The organism is Rhodococcus sp. KBS0724, assembly GCF_005938745.2.
Lineage (GTDB): Bacteria > Actinomycetota > Actinomycetes > Mycobacteriales > Mycobacteriaceae > Rhodococcus_F.
On the sequence record NZ_VCBX02000001.1, the window covers coordinates 1,320,281 to 1,339,442 of the forward strand.

19 protein-coding genes and 1 riboswitch are annotated in these 19,162 nt (G+C 63.0%); of the genes, 8 read left to right on the top strand and 11 right to left on the bottom strand.

All coding sequences use genetic code 11. The features are described 5' to 3' along the window. Nucleotides 1-73: 73 nt before the first annotated feature. The 3 genes from FFI94_RS06090 to FFI94_RS06100 form a co-directional block, all read right to left on the bottom strand. The gene (locus tag FFI94_RS06090; RefSeq protein ID WP_138872200.1) at nt 74-1,732 is read right to left on the bottom strand and encodes a DNA repair helicase XPB; all 1,659 of its coding nucleotides are present in this window, start codon (nt 1,730-1,732) and stop codon (nt 74-76) included. A gap of 616 nt (nt 1,733-2,348) precedes the next feature. Next, nucleotides 2,349-2,474: a hypothetical protein gene (locus FFI94_RS34135; protein ID WP_254922770.1), complete on the bottom strand. Its 126-nt coding sequence runs from the start codon at nt 2,472-2,474 to the stop codon at nt 2,349-2,351. Nucleotides 2,475-2,561: 87 nt separating this feature from the next. Next, nucleotides 2,562-4,886 (bottom strand): helicase-associated domain-containing protein, encoded by a 2,325-nt coding sequence (locus tag FFI94_RS06100; RefSeq protein ID WP_138872202.1) that lies wholly within the window; start codon nt 4,884-4,886, stop codon nt 2,562-2,564. 60 nt (nt 4,887-4,946) lie between these two features. On the opposite strand from FFI94_RS06100, the gene FFI94_RS06105 reads away from it, so the two are divergent. Continuing rightward, complete coding sequence (locus tag FFI94_RS06105) at nt 4,947-5,135, top strand: hypothetical protein (protein ID WP_033234086.1); 189 nt, start codon at nt 4,947-4,949, stop codon at nt 5,133-5,135. Nucleotides 5,136-5,220: 85 nt separating this feature from the next. Here FFI94_RS06105 and FFI94_RS06110 read toward each other — a convergent pair whose 3' ends face one another. From FFI94_RS06110 to FFI94_RS06120, 3 genes are all read right to left on the bottom strand, one after another. Then, nucleotides 5,221-5,781 (bottom strand): transglycosylase family protein, encoded by a 561-nt coding sequence (locus tag FFI94_RS06110; RefSeq protein WP_138872203.1) that lies wholly within the window; start codon nt 5,779-5,781, stop codon nt 5,221-5,223. 7 nt (nt 5,782-5,788) lie between these two features. Then, a riboswitch (cyclic di-AMP (ydaO/yuaA leader) is annotated at nt 5,789-6,007 on the bottom strand. A 256-nt stretch (nt 6,008-6,263) separates the two neighbouring features. Continuing rightward, the gene (locus FFI94_RS06115) at nt 6,264-6,653 is read right to left on the bottom strand and encodes a YccF domain-containing protein (protein ID WP_138872204.1); all 390 of its coding nucleotides are present in this window, start codon (nt 6,651-6,653) and stop codon (nt 6,264-6,266) included. Nucleotides 6,654-6,686: 33 nt separating this feature from the next. Further along, nucleotides 6,687-6,914 (bottom strand): hypothetical protein, encoded by a 228-nt coding sequence (locus FFI94_RS06120; protein WP_138872205.1) that lies wholly within the window; start codon nt 6,912-6,914, stop codon nt 6,687-6,689. 234 nt (nt 6,915-7,148) lie between these two features. On the opposite strand from FFI94_RS06120, the gene FFI94_RS06125 reads away from it, so the two are divergent. Further along, nucleotides 7,149-7,562, top strand: a complete 414-nt coding sequence (locus FFI94_RS06125; protein WP_165826321.1) for a cold-shock protein — start codon at nt 7,149-7,151, stop codon at nt 7,560-7,562. A 65-nt stretch (nt 7,563-7,627) separates the two neighbouring features. Here FFI94_RS06125 and FFI94_RS06130 read toward each other — a convergent pair whose 3' ends face one another. From FFI94_RS06130 to FFI94_RS06140, 3 genes are all read right to left on the bottom strand, one after another. Then, on the bottom strand, nt 7,628-8,113 hold the full coding sequence (locus FFI94_RS06130) for a DUF2771 domain-containing protein (protein WP_260683878.1): 486 nt from the start codon (nt 8,111-8,113) through the stop codon (nt 7,628-7,630). Nucleotides 8,114-8,115: 2 nt separating this feature from the next. Then, a complete protein-coding gene (locus tag FFI94_RS06135; protein ID WP_138872207.1) occupies nt 8,116-9,822 on the bottom strand; it encodes an MFS transporter in 1,707 nt (568 codons plus the stop codon). A 68-nt stretch (nt 9,823-9,890) separates the two neighbouring features. Beyond that, nucleotides 9,891-10,727 carry a glutaminyl-peptide cyclotransferase gene (locus FFI94_RS06140; RefSeq protein WP_138872208.1) on the bottom strand — a complete coding sequence of 279 codons (837 nt, stop codon included), beginning with the start codon at nt 10,725-10,727 and terminating at the stop codon, nt 9,891-9,893. Nucleotides 10,728-10,765: 38 nt separating this feature from the next. Between FFI94_RS06140 and FFI94_RS06145 the strand changes: the two genes are divergently transcribed. The 3 genes from FFI94_RS06145 to FFI94_RS06155 all read left to right on the top strand — a co-directional run bounded on the left by FFI94_RS06145 (nt 10,766) and on the right by FFI94_RS06155 (nt 14,887). Next, nucleotides 10,766-11,587, top strand: a complete 822-nt coding sequence (locus FFI94_RS06145; RefSeq protein ID WP_260684460.1) for a DUF3027 domain-containing protein — start codon at nt 10,766-10,768, stop codon at nt 11,585-11,587. Nucleotides 11,588-11,655: 68 nt separating this feature from the next. Further along, nucleotides 11,656-14,319: a sacsin N-terminal ATP-binding-like domain-containing protein gene (locus tag FFI94_RS06150; protein WP_138872209.1), complete on the top strand. Its 2,664-nt coding sequence runs from the start codon at nt 11,656-11,658 to the stop codon at nt 14,317-14,319. A 13-nt stretch (nt 14,320-14,332) separates the two neighbouring features. Next, entirely contained in the window at nt 14,333-14,887 is a 555-nt protein-coding gene (locus tag FFI94_RS06155; RefSeq protein WP_138872210.1) for a phosphatase PAP2 family protein, read from the top strand. A 7-nt stretch (nt 14,888-14,894) separates the two neighbouring features. Here FFI94_RS06155 and FFI94_RS06160 read toward each other — a convergent pair whose 3' ends face one another. Next, complete coding sequence (locus tag FFI94_RS06160; protein WP_138872211.1) at nt 14,895-15,149, bottom strand: DUF2530 domain-containing protein; 255 nt, start codon at nt 15,147-15,149, stop codon at nt 14,895-14,897. Nucleotides 15,150-15,264: 115 nt separating this feature from the next. On the opposite strand from FFI94_RS06160, the gene FFI94_RS06165 reads away from it, so the two are divergent. From FFI94_RS06165 to FFI94_RS06175, 3 genes are all read left to right on the top strand, one after another. Further along, nucleotides 15,265-16,719: an NCS2 family permease gene (locus FFI94_RS06165; protein ID WP_138872212.1), complete on the top strand. Its 1,455-nt coding sequence runs from the start codon at nt 15,265-15,267 to the stop codon at nt 16,717-16,719. A 64-nt stretch (nt 16,720-16,783) separates the two neighbouring features. Next, nucleotides 16,784-17,215 carry a MarR family winged helix-turn-helix transcriptional regulator gene (locus FFI94_RS06170; protein ID WP_138872213.1) on the top strand — a complete coding sequence of 144 codons (432 nt, stop codon included), beginning with the start codon at nt 16,784-16,786 and terminating at the stop codon, nt 17,213-17,215. A 90-nt stretch (nt 17,216-17,305) separates the two neighbouring features. Continuing rightward, the gene (locus tag FFI94_RS06175; RefSeq protein WP_138873624.1) at nt 17,306-18,613 is read left to right on the top strand and encodes an MFS transporter; all 1,308 of its coding nucleotides are present in this window, start codon (nt 17,306-17,308) and stop codon (nt 18,611-18,613) included. On the opposite strand, the gene FFI94_RS06180 is transcribed toward FFI94_RS06175, so the two are convergent. After that, nucleotides 18,597-19,145, bottom strand: a complete 549-nt coding sequence (locus FFI94_RS06180) for a hypothetical protein (RefSeq protein WP_138872214.1) — start codon at nt 19,143-19,145, stop codon at nt 18,597-18,599. The genes FFI94_RS06175 and FFI94_RS06180 overlap by 17 nt on opposite strands. Nucleotides 19,146-19,162: the final 17 nt, after the last annotated feature.

Here is a 19,162-nt window from a genome sequence, read left to right on the forward strand (position 1 = left end):
TGTGACAGGGAGCACGCTACCGCGAGATGGACGTCCGTCCAGCTATTTAGTGAAACTCGTTACAGAAATGTGTTCAGCCGATGGCTGGACCCAACAGGTCGTCCGCATCGGTGATCCGGTAGGCGTAGCCCTGTTCCGCGAGGAACCGTTGACGGTGCGCCGCATACTCCGCATCGAGAGTGTCACGGGAAACCACGGAGTAGAAGTGCGCCTGACCGCCGTCGTGCTTGGGTCGCAGCAGTCGCCCGAGTCGCTGAGCTTCTTCCTGCCTCGACCCGAACGTTCCCGAAACCTGCACGGCGACCGACGCCTCCGGAAGGTCGATCGAGAAGTTTGCGACCTTGCTCACCACCAGCGTCTGGATCTCGCCGTTACGGAACTGATCGAACAGGATCTCGCGTTCCTTGTTCTTGGTGGATCCCTTGATCACCGGCGCGTTCAGGGCCTCGCCGAGTTCGTCGAGCTGATCGAGATACGCACCGATCACCAAAGTCGGGGAATCCGGGTGCTTGGCCAGAATCGACTTCACGACAGCAATTTTGGTGTGCGCCGTCGAACACAGTTTGTAGCGCTCCTCCGGCTCGGCGACGGCATACGACATGCGTTCGGCGTCCGTCATCGTCACTCGTACCTCGACACAATCGGCCGGCGCGATCCAACCCTGCGCTTCGATGTCCTTCCACGGAGCGTCGTAACGCTTGGGGCCGATCAACGAGAAGACGTCACCCTCGCGGCCGTCCTCACGAACCAACGTCGCGGTCAGGCCGAGACGACGGCGTGACTGCAGATCGGCAGTCATCCGGAAGACCGGCGCGGGGAGCAGGTGTACCTCGTCGTAGATCACCAGTCCCCAGTCGCGGGAGTCGAAAAGTTCGAGGTGCTTGTATTCACCCTTCGTACGACGCGTGATCACCTGGTACGTCGCGATCGTGACGGGCCGAATCTCTTTGCGCTCACCGGAGTATTCGCCGATTTCTTCCTCGGTCAACGACGTGCGCGCGATGAGCTCACGCTTCCACTGCCGCCCGGCAACGGTGTTGGTGACCAGAATGAGTGTGGTGGCCTTGGCCTTTGCCATCGCTGCCGCGCCCACCATTGTCTTACCGGCGCCACAAGGCAGTACGACGACGCCTGAGCCGCCGGCCCAGAACGAGTCCGCCGCCATCTGCTGGTAGTCGCGCAGTTCCCAGTGACCTTCCTCGAAGGCGAGATCGATGGGGTGCGCTTCGCCGTCCACGTAACCGGCGAGGTCCTCGGCCGGCCAGCCCACTTTGAGCAGCATCTGCTTGAGGCGGCCGCGCTCACTCGGATGCACGATCACGGTGTCGTCGTCGACCTTCTCACCGAGCATCGGCGAGATCTTCTTGTGTCGCATCACCTCGGTGAGGACTGCCCGGTCGAGGCTGACCAGGATGAGGCCGTGTACGGGGCTCTTGACCAACTGCAAGCGTCCGTACCTGGCCATCGTGTCGACGATGTCGACCAGGAGAGGCTGCGGCACGGCGAACCGTGAGAACGAGACCAAGGCGTCGACAACCTGCTCGGCGTCATGCCCGGCTGCGCGCGCATTCCACAGGGCCAGGGGAGTGATGCGATAGGTGTGGACGTGCTCCGGGGCCCGTTCGAGCTCGGCGAAGGGGGCGATTGCCTGCCTGGCCTCGCCGGCGCGCTCGTGGTCGACCTCCAACAGCAGCGTCTTGTCGGATTGGACGATCAACGGTCCGTCGGTCACGGAATCCTCCTAGTGAAACAAACGAGGCAGCCACAGAGCGTTGCGCCGCGTTGTCGGCTGACGCCAACCCTGCCATTGTCCTGGTATCGGAGCGCATACGCCAAGTGACGGGCAATACACAACGCAAACAGGGGTGCCCAGAGTTGGGCACCCCTACGTCAACGTGGCACGTTTGACGGCTATTCCTGACCCCCGTATTTCGGAGACGTGGAAACTGTTTATTTCTGCGCCACTGCCGACTTTCGCATTTCCATCACGTGGGTTATCGCTTCCGAAATTCCGGAGCGATAACCGATATTCTTTTCGCTGTCCCCGGGAGTTGAATCAAGTTCGGATTCGAGTCGAGTTTGTATGCGATCGAGAGCATGGATTGTTCTTTTCACGGTGGGTCCTTTGTCTACGAACGACCCGATAACAAAATTCCGGGTCGACGAGCGTGTTCGTCGAGGACGTAGACCGTGGCCAGTGTCATCCCGGCAACGTATCCGCGGGACCGGGGATCTGTGCCTCGGCTACTGGATCTGAACTGGTCAAACGTCTCGTGAAGGTAGTCGAGTACGTCGGTCTCGGACTGCATGATGAATACTTCTCGCGAGAAATACGAAAGTATTTTCCGTCAGCTCCGCTTTCTCTTGCGGATCAATTCCGAAGAATCCGCTGCTTTTTCGCGCTTTTCTGCGCGGCGTTCCTTGATCGACTGAGCGGGTTTCTTCATATTCTTACCCGGCGCCTTGTCAGCCATTGTCGCTCCTCATTTTTCGAAGTGGCAATCACAAACTGACCTCGACCATACTTCATTTACAGAAAAAAGCCAGTTTGCTTTTTCCGATCACTTTTTTCCGGAGTCGACAGGGCTGACGGAGGTAATGCGATGCAGGGTGAACCGGCGCACGGCGCCGCTCGCCGGATCGAATGCGTCCAACTGTCCACCGCCCACGCTGACGGGGTCGACGATGCGATGCGTGGCCACCCCCTGAGCGTCGACGTAGCCGATGTTGACGCTCTTTCCCTCACGCGCTGCCGACGACAGCAGTGCGATGGCGGCGGCATTGCTTTCCCGCGATCCGTCCGCGCGAACCCCGCCTCGGCCGGGTGTTGCAGCACGGTCGCCTGCTCGCATCGTGCGCACCAGTGCTTCGAGCTGTTCGGGCGACGGACTCGACGGCGTTCGAGTGGCATGGCGCAAGCGACGATTCGGGATTCGAGCACCGCGTGGACGCAGATCGACGAGGGCTCCTGACGAATCCTCGCCCGCCGGCGCAAAGCCGGCCGCGCGAAGTTCGGCCAGAACTTCCCGCAGCGGTGCCTGGGACACGGCCACTGTGGGAGCGAGGGCACGCAAAGCCAATGGCTCCGCGACGGGGGAGGCAAGAACCTCGGCCAGGAGAGAGGCGTCCTCACATCGGATGAATGACGCCGCCACGCCCGCCCGCAACCGGCCGTGCCTGCGAGCGACATCGTCGATGAGATACGAAAGTGATTGCGGTACCGGAGTTTTGGACTTCGAACTGAACATGGTCTGTAGTTCCGTCGCAGTCAACCCGGCGTCGAGCGCCCGGCGGATACTGTTCTCACTGATGCGGTACATGGACGCCGCACCGGCCGATTCGATATCGGCCACCAAGGTCACCTGCTCGAGCAGGTCCGGTACCAGCGGACCGGGAGCGACCAACGTCAAGTCGGCCTGCACCAGGATGTAGTCGATCGGTTTCGGCAGCGCCGCCGCCATTTCGGCTTCGGCGTCGCCGCCGTGCAGCATCGCCCGGCCCGGTGAACTCAGCGCGCCCCGCGCGACCAACCCGAGAGCCGACGCCTCCGCCAGTGTGTTCTCGACTGCAAACGTCCGTAGCCGCCCGCTCCGCCGGGGATGACGCCACGCGAGTAGACGGCTGACCTCGGCAGGCGAGGCGCTCTGTCCACTGTCGAGTTCGGCCAAGAGTCCGAGAATCGACGCCCGGTCTCGCGGTGCAGACGGCGCACGCCCTTCCTCCGCCAGCGCAGCGATCGGCTTGTCGGACGGATCGCGCATCCCGATCATCCAGGGGACTCGGGGGACATCGATCCACGCCGACGCCAAGACCTCCCACTTCCGGGCCGTCGTCGAATTGAGCCAACCGTCGACCGTCATCGTCGGAGTCCAGTAGTCGTCCGCCGTGTCGGACGCAGGCGCGGGGTCCGGGGTGCCACTGGCAATCAGCCCGGCGGCGGCGAGGAGTTCGACCACAAGATTGAGCCGGTTCTCGTCGAGATCCGCGGCCTTCGCGATACGCCGCAGTTCACGCACACCGAGTCCACCGGCTCGCAGTGCCGGGGCCGGTGCGGCCCCCAGAACGGCAATCACGTTTTCGCTCTGGCGAACCAACTCGAGGGCTTCACCCGCAGCTGCCGCATTCACGTCGGCAGGTTTGAGTTTGTCGCCGGTGATCACCGGCGCGGTGAGTGTTGTCGGATCGAAGACCGGTTCGCCGCGAATGACCTGTCGTACCGTCGCCGGCAACTCCACGGTCTGCTCGTCCAGCCACCGGAGTAGACCGGCCGCCAGGAGTTTCTGCACAGGACGATCTGCGGGCGTTTCAGGAGCCGCGTCGCGGGTTCGGCCGATGGGGCTCGAGTTGGCCAGGGTCTCGAGCAGACCACGTTCGCGTTCGCCGAGCGAATTGAGCGCCGCGGTGATCTCCGCTTCCGACATGGACTCGGCGGGTTCGAGAGCGCGGCCCAGTCGCCACGGAATGGTGTCGATGGCAGCTGGAATGATGCTGATCGGATCCGTGCCCCAGATGAGCGCGTACGCCCGCATCTTCGCAAGCGACGAGTCGACTGCCTTCTTGGTGACCTTGCCCTTGCCCGTGAGGGCGCGTGCAGCGAGCGCGTCGTTCAACTCCGCGCGCGTCATGGGGGTTTCCTCGGCTCCGGCGAGCGCCAGGAGTTCGAGAAGTCCGAAGTCCAGTGTGTCCAGCTCGTCGGCTGCTCGACTGACCGACGCGCGTTGCTGCGCGCGCCCGCCGAGCACCACCATCGTGCTCGGCGGTGGCACTGCCAGATCCGGCCGCAGACGCAGCAGTTCCGTCAACTCGGCGTCAGTGCGCGCCGACAGCCATTCGGTCAAACTGTCGGCGCCGGAAGTGCCCGCCTGGGTGCCACGTATTTCGGTCATCAGGTATCAGATTAGAGACCTGGTATGTACGGCGTAACGGAGTCCTGTCAAAATGGCTTCGTGGCCAACAATTCGAAGCAGCACTATGTAGATCCAGGATGGCCGGAAACTGCAGACGGAGATCACGCAGTGACCGAATTGTCATCGACCCGCTCCGGTGGACTTTCACCGTTCGGCGAGGACACCACCTTCCCGTTACCGGTGGAGTCACTTCCGTACATCCACCCGTACACCGTCATCAACCGCTAAACCACTACGAAGAAGGCCCGCACCGAATCGGTGCGGGCCTTCTTCGTAGCTGGGGGCGTTCGAGCGGAACGCGCAGTTCGCAGTCCTACTTGAGGAAGGACTTCGCGGTGTCTGCTGCTGCGAGGATCTGGGGATCGACGACGATGCCGTTGGCCTCGGCAAATGCGATGGCCTGATCGATGGCGTCGGCGACCGGGTGTGCGACGGTCTGAGCGACCTGCTGTGCCGGTGCGGCGGGTGCGGCCGGTGTGGTGGCCGGAGCGGAACGCTGCGTTGCACCGCTGCTCAGGCCGAGGCTCGAGGAGCAGGACGGCCAAGCGCCCCATCCCTGGTTGGCCAGTACGCGCTCGGCAACAACGATCTGCTGCTCGCGAGTCGCGTTGTTCGCGGTGGCTGCGTACTCGCCGCCGCCGTGTGCGTTCCAGGTGCTGGGGGAGAACTGCAATCCGCCCTGGTAGCCGTTGCCGGTGTTGATGGCCCAGTTGCCGCCCGCTTCGCACTGTGCGAGGCGATCCCAGTCGGAATCGGGGGCAGCGCTGGCGGTACCTGTGGCTGCGAGTCCTGCTACACCCATGATGGCGCCGGTGACGGCGACCTTGGCAACAGTGCGGCCTGCGGTGGTGGGCTTGCGATGGCGTCCGCTCATGATCGTGAATTCCTCTCCACACGCGCCTGCGAGGTCAGCTGTCGGGTTCGGGCTGAGAGGTTGCCCGGCCTCGCCTTTCCTGGCTGGAAAGGGTCTGGCTTCACCCCAAGGTTCGAATGTGTTGCTTGTCGAACCGGTGTCAGGTGGAGAACATTTCTGCTCTCACAGAGGACTGTGGGTCCCCCGTCCTTGTCCCTGGAATGCTCGAAAGTGGGAAGTTCCGGTACCCGCGGGACAAGGTTTGGCGCGGCGGGCCGGAGGTGGCCGGAGTTTCCCGGCCGGAATTCACGGTAACGGCTCTCACCGCTCATGTCACCATTTGATAACGCGGCGCGCCGAATGGGATACAAACCGGCAGCCAAAGCGCAGCTGACTCTTCCCAGGTAGTGAAGGATTCCGCAGTGAAGGTTCTCTTGTGGCTATTCCGTTATCCACCTGTAATGTGATGAAGGTCACACCGTTATCGGCGGGGGAATTGGAAGCTAGGCGTAGTTCACGCGGTTGACGTCGACGATCTCCTTGCCCAAAGGCATCAGTGAGATCGGAATCATCTTCAGGTTCGCGACGGCCAAGGGGATTCCGATGATCGTGATGGCCATCGCCACCGCCGTGACAATGTGCCCGATCGCCAGCCAGATACCGGCGATGATCACCCAGATGACGTTGCCGATCATCGAACCGACGCCGGCCGTCGGCTTGTCGACGACGGTCTTACCGAACGGCCAGAGGGCATAGATACCGATTCGGAAGGCGGCGATACCGAAGGGGATCGTGATGATCAGAATGCAGCAGATGATGCCTGCCGCGAAGTAACCCAAGGCCAACCAGAATCCACCGAAGACCAGCCAGATTACGTTCAGGAGAAGTCTCATGGTCGGTGACCTTTCGGTGGGGGTGATGGGAGATCAGCGGGCGCGACGACCCGCCCTCAAGGTGTAGACGATGGCCAGGAGAAAACCGACCGGACACGCCAGGGAGATCAGGTACAGCGCCAATCCTGGCGGCGTGTCGCTGAAGATATTGATCGCGAAGATGGCGACGAGCGCGAGGAGTCCGATGAAAAACAACCCCATCGCGACTCGAAACAAGCCGTTTCGGGTGTCGGAAGTGCTCGGGTTCGGTTGAGTGTCCACACCTACAAGGGTAGTGCCCAGCAAATGCGTGTGCCGAGACCGGTTCGTCACAGGTAGACTGTGAACCGACTGCGCGTCCCGTCAAGCAAGCTCGGGGCGCGTTCTTTTGCATTCTTCGACCGAAGGCATTTTCTTCGTCCGAAGTGATGTGAGCAGGACCATTGAGGCTCGTACGCGAGCCTTCCGAAAGTAGTGGGACGCACGTCCCAGACGAGTGATGAGCGGGTGAACGCGGTGCCTACCGGCAAGGTGAAGTGGTACGACGTCGAAAAGGGTTTCGGCTTTCTGTCGCAGGAGGAAGGGGAGGACGTCTACGTACGTGCGTCTGCCCTTCCCGAAGGTGTCGAGGGCCTGAAAGCAGGTCAGAAAGTCGAATTCGGCATGGCTGCCGGCCGACGCGGTCCGCAGGCACTGAGCCTGAAGGTGCTCGAGCCTGCCCCGTCACTGCGCGGCGCATCTGCGCAGCGACGTGAGCCGGTTGTACGCAAGCACACACCGGACGAACTGCACGGCATGGTCGAAGACATGATCACGCTGCTCGAGGCCAAGGTTCAGCCTGACCTGCGCAACGGCAAGTACCCCGACCGGAAGACCGCGCAGCGGATCTCCGAGGTTGTCCGCGCCGTGGCACGCGAGCTCGACAGCTGACCGTTCGAGAAAGAAAATGCCCTGCACTCCGATGAGACGTGCAGGGCATTTTTTTCTGTCAGTGGTCAGGCTGTCTTGATCGACCAGATCAGTAGCCCCTGCTCGCTGCCTTCACCGACAGCAAGGTGGATCTCGACGCCCACGAGTTGCTTCTGCGGTTCGGCTTCGACGGTGACTGCCATCGATTCGCCGGCGCCGAAGAAGCGAGGTTCGCCGGTCTGATTGCCGTCAGCGTCTTCGTAGACTGCCAGCATTGCCCACTCGGCGTCCGAGACGTCCTTCGACAACGACAACTGCAACGGGTACCCCTCTGGCACGTCCAGCTCGTACACGTCACCGATCTGCGCGCACTGTGAGAGGTCGATCGTGCAGAACCCGGCAGGCTGAGTCTCGATGGTGCGACCGTGTGCGTACGCGGTGATCTGCGGGAGCCCTTCGGGCTCGTCGTTGATGTTCTTGATGATCACGACCAGAACCGAGACGTAGGCAACCAGCGCCACCACCATCAGGACACTGACCGCTGCCACGATCTTCTTTGTTCTTGCGCGCATGATCACTGCGGAGTACTTCCTTGTCCTCGATCGGATTTGCCGGTGTAGATCACTTCGGTCACTTCTTGCTCGGCCAGATCAGGCCGCTTGCCACCGAGCCCGGGCAGAAGTGAGCTGCCCCGGTAACTCAGGAACGTCTGCAGGAGACCGATCGTCAAGAACACCGAGACAACAGTGAACCCGATCCAGTATTCAGTAGGCAGCAGAACGCCCAACGCCCCGCCCAGGACCCAACTGAGCTGGAGGACGGTTTCGGATCTACCGAAACCGGACGCGATCGATTCCTCCGGTAAGTCGTGCTGCAACGACGCGTCCAGGGAGACCTTGGCCAAGGCGCTCGCCGCGGACGCGATCAGCGTGGCCAGCGCAGCCGTCATCAAGTTGTCGGTCAGGGCCGCGATCACCGCGATGATCCACACCGATGCTGTACAGCGAAGGACGACGAGAGCCGGTCGCCCCAGTTTGAGTCGCGCGCCTGCAGCATTGCCGCCGAAGTTGCCCAACCCGGCCGCGGCGCCCACCAGTCCGAGCATCATCGCCTGCTGCAACGGCTCGTGGTCCGTTTTGGATTTGGCGACAAACGCTATGTACAGCGTGAGGAAGCCGGTGAGAACGCGAATGGTGCCGTTGCCCCACAAACCGATGATGACCGCGCGTCCGAGCGGCTGACGGACCTTTGCACTCTTGATTCCGGGAGCGCGCCCGCCACCCGCCGCGTGTTTCTCGTCCGGGTGATAGGTGATGGTGGCGGGAACCTCGCCTTCGGTCACCTCGACCCACGACGGGATACGCATGCTCAGGTACGCGCCGAACACAGTCACCACCACCGCGAACCAGAGGGCACCCGGCGATTTGAAAGCGAGTGCAAGTGCGCCGGCCACAGCGCCGGCACCGATGGTTCCACCGATCAACCCGAAGACGGTGAGCCGAGAATTGACCCTGACCAGGTCTATTTCCGGTGGAAGCACACGTGGAGTCACCGCGCTCTTGAGTACCGAGAACGATTTACTGAGCACCATCATGCCGAGCGCCGCCGGATACAGAATCCAACTGTCGAAGTTGAACACCAGGATCAGCGCCAGCACGGTTCGAAGTCCGAACGACGCGGCCAGCGCGATTCGGCGGCCACGTTGCAACCGGTCGAGCATCGGTCCGATGAGCGGAGCGATGACCGCAAACGGAGCGATGGTGATCAGGAGATACAGCGCGACCTTCGTTTTGTCCTCGCCCGTGGCAGCTGAAAAGAACAGGGTATTGGCCAAGGCAACCGCAAGAGCCGCGTCGGTCGCGTTGTTGGTCATCACCGCGTAGGTCAACGCGGTGAGACCGGATTTGTCCGCGCCATCGGCTTTAGCCGCGCGCTGGAACGTCGCGATGCCCTTGTTCGTCAGTTCGCGACTGCGCATCGCGGCGACTCGCGTAACCGTGAGCTTGCGGGGCATCGGCGGGGCTTTGGGCGCGTCGGAACTGCTTTTCGAGCCCGAGTTCCTCGCATCAGCGTGATGGCCGCCATCGGCGTTCTGACCGGCATCGCCGGTGTCGTCACGGGATCCGGGGATCGGATGAAGCGGCGGCAGCGGCGCACGACGCGCTGACGGCCGCGCTGCCGGTGGGTAATTGTCGTAACCGGGATGCAAAGTCTGCCCTGCGGATTCGTCGGGAATTCGCCGAGTATCGGGGTCGTAGGGCTCGCGCGGTCCGGTCACCACTCAATTCTGTCCTAGTCCGCGATCTGCGACCACGCGCACCCCTGACGTGTCGAGGCGACATTTCCAAATCACTCCACAAATCGGACTTCGAAGATCTGCGGCCAGTATTTTCCGGTGAGGAGAAATCGGTCCGTTCCGGGTATCTGGGCGATTCCGTTGAGGACGTCGACCGAGTTGGCAGCCCCGTCGGTATCGAGTCGGCTGCGCAGCAGCGACGCATCGATCACGCTGCTCACGTGCCCGTCGGCTGGGTCGACCGCCACGATGGTGTCGGTCTGCCAGACGTTGGCGTAGATGGTTCCGTCGTCGGCGCATTCCAGTTCGTTCAGATCTCCGACTGGTTGGCCGCCGCGAGTGACTTCCACCGAATCGGTGACTGCAAAGGTGTCCGGATCGCGGAACATCAGCGTCGACGTGCCGTCGCTGGTGACCAAGCGATTCTCGAGTGCACAGATTCCCCAGCCCTCGGTGGTGAGCGGAAACCGGCCTTGCTCGGTGAGCGTGTCTTTGTCGCGGGCAATCGCGACGCCGTTCTTCCACGTCAGTTGCCACAGCACGTCATCGATGACGGTGATGCCCTCACCGAACAGTGGAGGTGCCAACTCGGCGCGGGCTATCTCGGGTCCGGAGACCGGGACGCCGTCGAACTGCGTCGAGCGCACCCAGGATTCGCCGACACGCCCGGTGCTTTCGTACAAGCGATCGCCGTCGATCTCGAGCCCCTGGGTGAAAGCCCCGCCGTCGTGGTCGTAGACCTCGATCACCTCGACGGAGAGCTGCCGCGGGGAGTTGTCGGCACTCGGATCGGCTGTTCCCTCATCCGTTGTCGAGCACCCGGCAACGCCCAACACGATCACTGTGAGCGTCGAGGCGATGCTGACGAAACCGGCGCGTGACCTACTCATCCGTCCAGCATCGCAGCCCTGTGCGTTGCGTACTTGTGGTGGTGCGGCAAACTGGAGGAGTGAGTGTTGCTACTTCTCCTGAGCGTGCAGTGCCGCGCCCCGTACTGGCCGATGCCGTCGATCTTGCCCGAGCAGCGGTAGTCGAGCTGCGCGAAGGCGGAGTCGGTGCATACCTCGGCGTCACGTCGGAGGATGAATTCGCCGCTACCCATCGTTTTGCAGCAGACCTTCCCGGCTACCGCGGTTGGCAGTGGGCAGTCGTTGTCGCCGCAGGTCCAGAAGATACCCGGGCCACGATCAGTGAGCTGGCGTTGCTGCCCGGCCCGGACGCGCTGGTTGCGCCCGAGTGGCTTCCATGGGATCAGCGGATTCGTCCCGGAGACCTGTCGCCAGGCGACCTGCTGGCTCCGCCGGCGCAGGATCCGCGTCTGGTTCCCGGCTACGTTGCCAACGGCGACCCGGAGGTCGACGACGTCGCCTTGGAACTGGGTTTAGGACGCAAGAAGGTCATGAGCCTCGAGGGCCGGCTCGACGCGGCTACGCGATGGTTCGAGGGAGAGTTCGGACCCGACTCCGACATGGCGAAGGCCGCGCCGTCGACCTGTGGGCTGTGCGGTTTCTATCTTCCGCTGGCCGGTTCGTTGCACGCAGCTTTCGGCGTGTGCGGCAACGAACTGTCCGCTGACGGCCGGGTCGTGCACGCGAGTTACGGCTGTGGCGCGCATTCCGACACCAGCCTTCCGCTCGGCGCGGGTTCTCCGGCGTTCGACGCCTACGACGACGGAGCCGTCGAGATGTCGACCACCTCGGTAGCGCCCGGCGTGGGCACTGAAGATTCGGACTCGGTATCCACCGAGTAGGGGATCCGTTCGGGACCGGCGCGCTCCGCGAAGCCACGCTGCGCGCGTGGGCGGAATCGCCGACACGTCTGCGCGAGGACGCCGCCTCCGAATCGGATTTGGCTGCAGCGGGTTACCGCGACAGGTTGCTCACAGAACTGGCGCAGAACGCTGCCGACGCCGCGCTGCGGGCCGGTGTGCCCGGTTCTTTGTGGGTTGATCTCGACGGTTCGGTGCTGACCGTCGCCAATACCGGCAGGCCGCTCGACGAGGACGGTGTTCATGCCCTGACCGCTCTTCGCGCTTCAGGCAAGATCGATTCCGCGGACGGAGTTGTCGGGCGCTACGGCGTGGGTTTCTCCGCCGTCCGTTCGGTCAGTGACGAGCTCGAACTGCGGTCGACGACGGGTTCGATTCGGTTCTCCGCCAAGGAAACTCGTGCCGAGATCGAGAAGGCCGGCCTGAAGGTTCCCGATTCGGGAGTGCCGGTCCTTCGCCTGGTGTGGCCGTCGGAAGTGCCGCCGGGCGGCGGCGCCGATTCCGAGGTGGTGCTCACGCTCCGCGACGATATCGACGGCGCCGCGCTCCTGTCGCGGATGGCACGTGAAGCCGTGGATCTGCTGCTCGAACTACCTGGACTGAGTTCTATTCGGCTGGGCAACAAAAGCTTTGAGCGAACCGAACGTCTACTGGAATCCGGGCTGACCGAAATCTCGATCGGCGAGTCGGTGTGGTGGCAGTATCAGGGCGCCAGAGCCCGCTGGATTGTTCCGGTGACAAACGGAGTGGTCACACCGATCACCGAAGACGTACTGCGGGCACCGACGCGATCCGACGAGGAATTGTCCGTCCCGGCGCTGGTAGTCGCAGACATTGCGATGCAACCGGATCGGCGACGGATACTGCCCGGCGCGTCGATTGCCGCGCTGGCAGAAGGCTATGCGGATTTTGTCGGTGCGTTGCCCGCCGATCAGCGCACAGCGCTCGTGCCCGTTCCGGCTTTTGCGCGTAGCGAAGTGGATTCGATTCTGCGGGAAGCGCTTCTGAAGGAACTGCAGGAAAATACGTGGCTTCCGGTTGTGGGGGAACCTGACCGGGCGCCGCAGCGGGCATCGGTTGTTCCGGGGCTCACCGACGACTTGGCGGAACTGCTCACGGACGTCATCGGGGGATTGGTTGTTCCCGAGCTGTCCGGACCTCGCCATGAGCGGGCTTTGGCGGCGGTGTCGACACACCGGATCGGGTTGGCGCGCATTGCCGAATTGCTCAGCGGGCTCGATCAGGAGCCGTTGTGGTGGCACAAGCTGTACGCGGCGCTCGAGCCGTTGGTCGTCGACGCTCTCGCAGTGGAAGAGCTTGGTACGCTGCCAGTTCCGCTGTCGGACGGGCGGATTGTCACCGGCCCGCGAACGGTAGTTCTCGGTACCGAACTGGGCGATTCGGTGCCGCCGGTGCCCTGGACCCGGCTCGTGCACCCGCAGGCGTCGCACCCCCTCCTGTCGCGTTTGGGTGCAACGAGTGCCACGGCTACGGATCTGCTGTCCGACCCGGCACTGCGAGCCTTGATCGAGGATGCTGCCGACCAGGATGATTCCGTCGCAACGGATTTGGCGTCGACGGTTCTTGCTCTGGCCGTCCATGTCGCGCCCGGTGCCGCGCCGTCCTGGATCGGCGAGGTGCTGTTGCCGGATTCGGACGGCGAGCTGTGTTCCGCCGACCAGTTGCTCCTGCCCGGCGCACCGCTGGCCACTGTTCTGGTCGACGACTCACCTTTTGGCACAGTGCAGTCGAGCTTCGTCGAACAGGTGGGGGAGCAGGCTCTACGCGTCGTCGGTGTCGGCTGGGGATTTACCGTCTTTCGCGAGGAGTTGCCGTCCGGTCCCGATCACGACCTCGATTCCGAGGACCAGTGGTGGGACACGTTGGGGGAGGACCCCGAGTACATCGAGGCGGTTCGTGACCTCGACCTGGTCGACGAGAACCGATGGGCAGATGCGCTGACCCTGTTGCTGGAGTCGCCCGCAACGCGCGCCCTGCTCGAAGACCGTCGCGGATACACGGCGTGGTGGCTGCGCTCGCACGCCGAATTAGGCGGCGAGATACTGGGTTTGCTGCGGGCACCACACGATCACACGTTCGAGGATCTTCTCGATGTTGCCGACCACCCCGGAGCTGCGCATCTGAGTGGTGTGTTGGCGTCCGATACCGTCGACGATCCGGAACTGGCTCAGCTGCTGCTCGATCGGCTCGCCGATCCATTGCGCATGCCCGCACCGGCCGTCATTGCCCGAACACACCATCTGCTGGCCGATGCTTCCCGGCGGCGGGTTCTCGATCTGGACGATTTGAGCTTGCCGAGCTTCGTTCGCGGGCTGTCCGGTGAGCTCGTGGACCCCGGTGACGCAGTGGTTCTCGATCGTCCGTGGCTCGGTCCGGCGCTGCCGACACACCGAATTGTTCTGGGTAGCTTCGAGACCGCTGAAGCGTTGGCGGATTTGCTCGATGTCGCGACGGCATCGTCGGTTGTCAGCGGCTCGGTCGCCAGCACCGGCGTGCGAAGTTCGTGGGCGGCGCAGCCGCACGCGGTCCTGATGTTTGCGGCACTGGGCCGCGAGGTGCCAGGCGGCGAGGTAGTGATTCATCACGAACTGTCCGTCCGCTTGACCGGCGCAGTGGAGGCCACGGTGATCGTGCCGTGGTGGGTGGACGGTGACGGTGTCCATCATGTGATGCGCGTGTGGGCAGTTCAGTAGGGGGAGGAAAGTTGTGTCGTTCGATCAGTGGGTGCTCGAGAGTGCCGTCGACCAACGGACGCAGTGGCTGGTCGATGTGGTGGACGTCATCACCGACAGCGGCGGAACGTTGGCCGCCTGGATCATCTCGACGGTCCTGACGATTACCTTGTTGATGCGCGGACGGCGCATCGACGCGCTCCTGGTGGCGGGCTCCATGCTCACCGGACTGCTGGTGATGAGTGGGTTGAAGCGTGTTTTCACGCGAACCCGCCCGCCGGTTCCCGAGCGCCTGATCGAGATCGACTCGTACTCGTTCCCCTCCGGGCACGCGATGATGACGGCGATTCTTGCAACGGTGGTGGCTGCTGTGATCGTTCGGTTGGCGTTGCCTCGGCTCGTTCGGGTCACCGTGCTCGCTGCGCTTGCCCTGTACACCGTCGCTGTCGGGTTTTCCCGTGTCTATCTGGCGGCGCATTGGATGACCGACGTTCTGGCGGGGTGGGCGTTCGGTGTCATCTGGGCAGGTGTGTGGATCCTGGGGACCTCGCGCCTGAGACAGCGCCGCCGCGAACGACAGCCGGCCTGATCTCTTCTCAGAGCAAGCCGTCACCCTGTTGTGCACCTCGACTACCTCTGCGGGCAGCGCGGCGCTGGAGCCAGAACAGGCTGTAGCCGAGGAATCCGACGCCGATCCCGGCGTAACAGATGGGCAGTGCCCCCGACCATCGATCGCCACTGAGAAGGACAACGGCGGTGGCGATCACCCACGCGAGCGTGCCGACGACGAGAGCCGGCGCGGGTGCGGACAATCGGTCGATAACGGTTGTTGTGTTGGGAGTCTCGTTCACAAAATTAACGCTACCCGTACCCCTGTGCCCTACTCTCCCTTATGCGACCGGCCTTCGTACGCCGGCACACGGCGGCGCAAGAACACCGGCGACCTATGACAGCGATGGGAAAAAGATGGCGGCACCCGGGAAAATTCTCGATACGTATTTCAAGATCAGTGAACGCGGATCAACGATCTCCACGGAGGTTCGCGGCGGTGTTGTCTCGTTTGTCGCGATGGCGTACATCGTGGTTCTCAACCCGCTGATCCTCGGTAGCTTCTCGGCGGATGACGCCGTCGCAAAAACCGACGTCCTCGGAAACATCCTGCCGGTCAACCAGGTGGCCGCGGTCACCGCGCTGGTTGCCGGCCTGATGAGCATCGCGTTCGGCATCATCGCGAACTATCCGTTTGCGATCGCGGCCGGCCTCGGTATCAACAGCCTGCTCGCCGTCACGATCGCCCCGCAGGTCACGTGGCCGGAAGCCATGGGCCTCGTGGTCATCGACGGCATCATCATCGTCGTGTTGGCGCTCACAGGTTTCCGAACCGCAGTGTTCAACGCGATTCCCAACGCACTCAAGTCGGCCATTGCCGCCGGTATCGGCATGTTCATCGCGTTCATCGGCCTGGTCGACGCCGGATTTGTCCGTCGTATTCCCGACGCTGCAGGTACGACGGTTCCCGTCGGACTCGGCATCAACGGTTCCATCGCGTCGTGGCCGACTGCGGTCTTCATCTTCGGTGTTCTCATCATGGGTGTGCTCGTGGTGCGCAAGGTTCGTGGTGGCCTACTCATCGGCATCATCGCCACGACCATCCTGGCCGCGATCATCGAGGCTGTTGCCGACGTCGGACCGTCGCTCGGAACCAACCCCAAGGGCTGGAACCTCAGTGTTCCCGCGATTCCCGACATGTTCGGTGGCATGCCCGACCTCAGCCTGGTCGGCGAATTCAGCCTCTTCGGCGCGTTCACCCGGATCGGTGTTCTGGCGGCCAGCCTCCTCGTGTTCACGCTGGTTCTCGCGAACTTCTTCGACGCCATGGGCACGATGACGGGACTCGGCAAGGAAGCCGGACTGACGGACAAGGACGGCAATCTCCCCAACGTCGGTAAGGCACTCGTCGTGGAAGGTGCCGGTGCCATCGTCGGCGGTGGCGCATCTGCGTCGTCGAACACGGTGTTCGTGGAGTCGGCGTCCGGCATCGCGGAAGGCGCTCGTACCGGTCTGGCAAACGTGGTGACGGGTCTGCTGTTCCTGGTCGCGATGTTCCTGACACCGCTGTACTCGGTGGTGCCGATCGAGGCCGCAGCGCCGGCTCTCGTCATCGTCGGTGCGTTGATGATCGGTCAGGTTCGCGACATCGACTTCACGCAGTTCTCGGTTGCGCTTCCCGCGTTCCTGACCATGATCGTGATGCCGTTCACCTACTCGATCGCCAACGGCATCGGCGTCGGATTCATCTCCTGGGTAGTCCTGCACTCGGCTACCGGCGGGGCCAAGAAGATCCACCCGTTGCTGTGGATCGTTGCGGCTCTGTTCGTTGCGTACTTCACCGTCGGGCCGATTACCGACGCCCTGACGTAAACCTGCAACTGGCTGGTAACCGATAACCTCGGCTACCGGCCAGTTGTTGACGTATTGTTCTCGCGTGACCACCGAAACTCGAGCGCTCGCCAGTGATCTGTCATTGGCGGTTGTGCGTCTGAGCAGGCATCTGCGAGGACGACGGGCCGATGCGCAGGTATCCCTGACACAGCTGTCCGCTGTGGCGACACTCTCGCAAGAGGGACCGATGACCCCAGGTGCACTCGCGGCGCGAGAGAAGGTGCAGCCGCCTTCGATGACCAGGGTGGTGGCGTCCCTCGCCGAACTGGGGTTGGTGCAGCGTTCACCGCATCCCACGGACGGTCGTCAGATCATCGTGACCCTGTCCGATGCGGGTGTGGCACTACTGGCCGACGAGACTCACGCCCGTGAGGCCTGGATGAACGAGAAACTCTCCGACTTGAGCGCCGAGGATCTTGCCACGCTTCGCGGCGCCGTCGAGATCATCACCAAGATCGTCAGCGCCTCCGAATAGCCGCTCGGCAGAGCCTCCCGACGAGGTAGTTGCTCAGGCGAAAGACCGCAGGAGCAAGATGGGGTAGTGCCCCGTGACCCCGAATCCGGCATGTTTGCCGCACTCCGCAACCGTAACTACCGTCTCTGGGCGTCCGGACAGATCGTGTCCTTGGTCGGAACCTGGATGCAACGCATCGCTCAGGACTGGCTGGTTCTGACGCTGTCCGACGGTAATGCGCTGGCAGTCGGCATTGTCATGGCGTTGCAGTTCGGGCCGACGCTGTTCTTGTCCGTGTGGGGTGGCGTCCTTGCCGATCGGTACGACAAGCGACGCATTCTCATCTTCACGCAGTGGGCGAGCGCGCTGTGCGCGTTGGTGATGGGTGTCCTGGACGTCGGCGGATTCGTTGCTCTGTGGCACGTGTATCTGATCGCATTTGCCCTTGGCTGTGTATCGGCGGTGGATGCGCCGGTGCGCCAGTCGTTCACCATCGAAATGGTGGGCAAAGAGCATCTGTCGAACGCAATTGCGTTGAACTCCATGACTTTCAACACCGCACGCATTATCGGACCGGCCATCTCCGGGGTGCTGATCAACCTGATCGGCACGGGTTGGGTGTTCCTGCTCAACGTCGCGACCTTCGGTGGTGTGCTTGTCGCTCTGGCGCTGATGAACGCCAAGGAATTGGTCCCGTCGGATCCGACGCCGCGCGCAAAGGGGCAGGTGCGCGACGGATTCCGATACGTGTGGGGTCGCAAGGACCTGCGAGTCATCATGGTGTCGGTTTTCATGGTCTCGACGTTCGGCTTGAACTTTCCGATCAGCCTGGCGGTGATGGCGCGTACCACGTTCGATCGCGGCGCCGACGCCTACGGATTGCTCTCCACAACCCTCGCGGTCGGTACCTTGGCCGGCGCCGCGTATGCCGCCAGACGCAAGGACGCGCCACGACTGCGAACGTTCCTCAGCGCGGCAGCGGCGTTCGGTCTCTTCGAAATCGCTGTCGGATTGATGCCGACGTACCCGCTGGTGGCGTTGATGCTGATTCCCACCGGTGCACTGACCCTGACCTTCACGACCTCGGCGATGAACATCCTGCAGATGTCGGTGCCGTCGGAGATGCGGGGGCGGGTCATGGGCATCTACATGCTCAGCTTCCTCGGCGGTACGCCACTGGGCAGTCCGATGCTGGGTTGGTTGGCCGACGCCGTCGATCCGCGGGCACCGTTGATCATCGGTGGCGCGATCTCGCTGGTGTCGGCCTCTCTGGCCGGCGTGTACCTCCTGCGCAGCGAGGGCCTGAAACTCCGGTTGAAAATGCCGGACGACGGCGGACGCCTGCCAGTGTTCGACCTGCGTCCGGCCGTCGTCTGTGATGCGACCGAGCAAGCGGTGGAAGCTAACCGCGCGCCGTGACCTTTTCTCGTTTCGGAAAGACGGTGTAGCTCAGGGCGATTGCACTCCACACCGCGAGAACCATGGTGAGTGTGCGGATCCAACTGCTCAGGGCTTCGGTGCGCGAGGCGTCGTCGACAAGGACGATTGCGGCGCCGAGCAGCCCACACGCGATGGCCCAGGCCAATGCTGCTTTCCCGAATTCACGCCACTCTCGGATGGCCCGTGCTGTCCCGTATTTCGGCGGTGCGACGGGCTTCGGTCCACCGGCGAATCGGTAGGCGAATCGCGCGTCGGCCCACGAGATCAGGCTGTGCCCGAATGCGACGGATATGCCGATGTAGGCGGCTGCCAGTCCGTGGCTCGCGTTGGCCTGACCGCCGCCGCGCAGATCGAGTGCGGTGGCGACCAGAAGTACGACGTCGACCAGGGGAGCACAGATCAAGAGTGCGGCGCCGATGCCGGGCTTCCGAAACAGATAACGAGTAGTCAGCCCGGCCGCGATGAAAACCCAGAACATGATCTCGCAGGCAACGATGAGTGTGACGATCATGGGAACTCATTTCTAGT

Coding starts and splice junctions, on each gene's coding strand:
- FFI94_RS06110 (WP_138872203.1), bottom strand. CDS start 5,781: ATGAGCGGACGCCATCGCAAGCCCACCACCGCAGGCCGCACTGTTGCC.
- FFI94_RS06130 (WP_260683878.1), bottom strand. CDS start 8,113: ATGCGCGCAAGAACAAAGAAGATCGTGGCAGCGGTCAGTGTCCTGATG.
- FFI94_RS06100 (WP_138872202.1), bottom strand. CDS start 4,886: ATGACCGAAATACGTGGCACCCAGGCGGGCACTTCCGGCGCCGACAGT.
- FFI94_RS34135 (WP_254922770.1), bottom strand. CDS start 2,474: ATGGCTGACAAGGCGCCGGGTAAGAATATGAAGAAACCCGCTCAGTCG.
- FFI94_RS06115 (WP_138872204.1), bottom strand. CDS start 6,653: ATGAGACTTCTCCTGAACGTAATCTGGCTGGTCTTCGGTGGATTCTGG.
- FFI94_RS06140 (WP_138872208.1), bottom strand. CDS start 10,727: ATGAGTAGGTCACGCGCCGGTTTCGTCAGCATCGCCTCGACGCTCACA.
- FFI94_RS06180 (WP_138872214.1), bottom strand. CDS start 19,145: ATGATCGTCACACTCATCGTTGCCTGCGAGATCATGTTCTGGGTTTTC.
- FFI94_RS06175 (WP_138873624.1), top strand. CDS start 17,306: ATGTTTGCCGCACTCCGCAACCGTAACTACCGTCTCTGGGCGTCCGGA.
- FFI94_RS06165 (WP_138872212.1), top strand. CDS start 15,265: ATGGCGGCACCCGGGAAAATTCTCGATACGTATTTCAAGATCAGTGAA.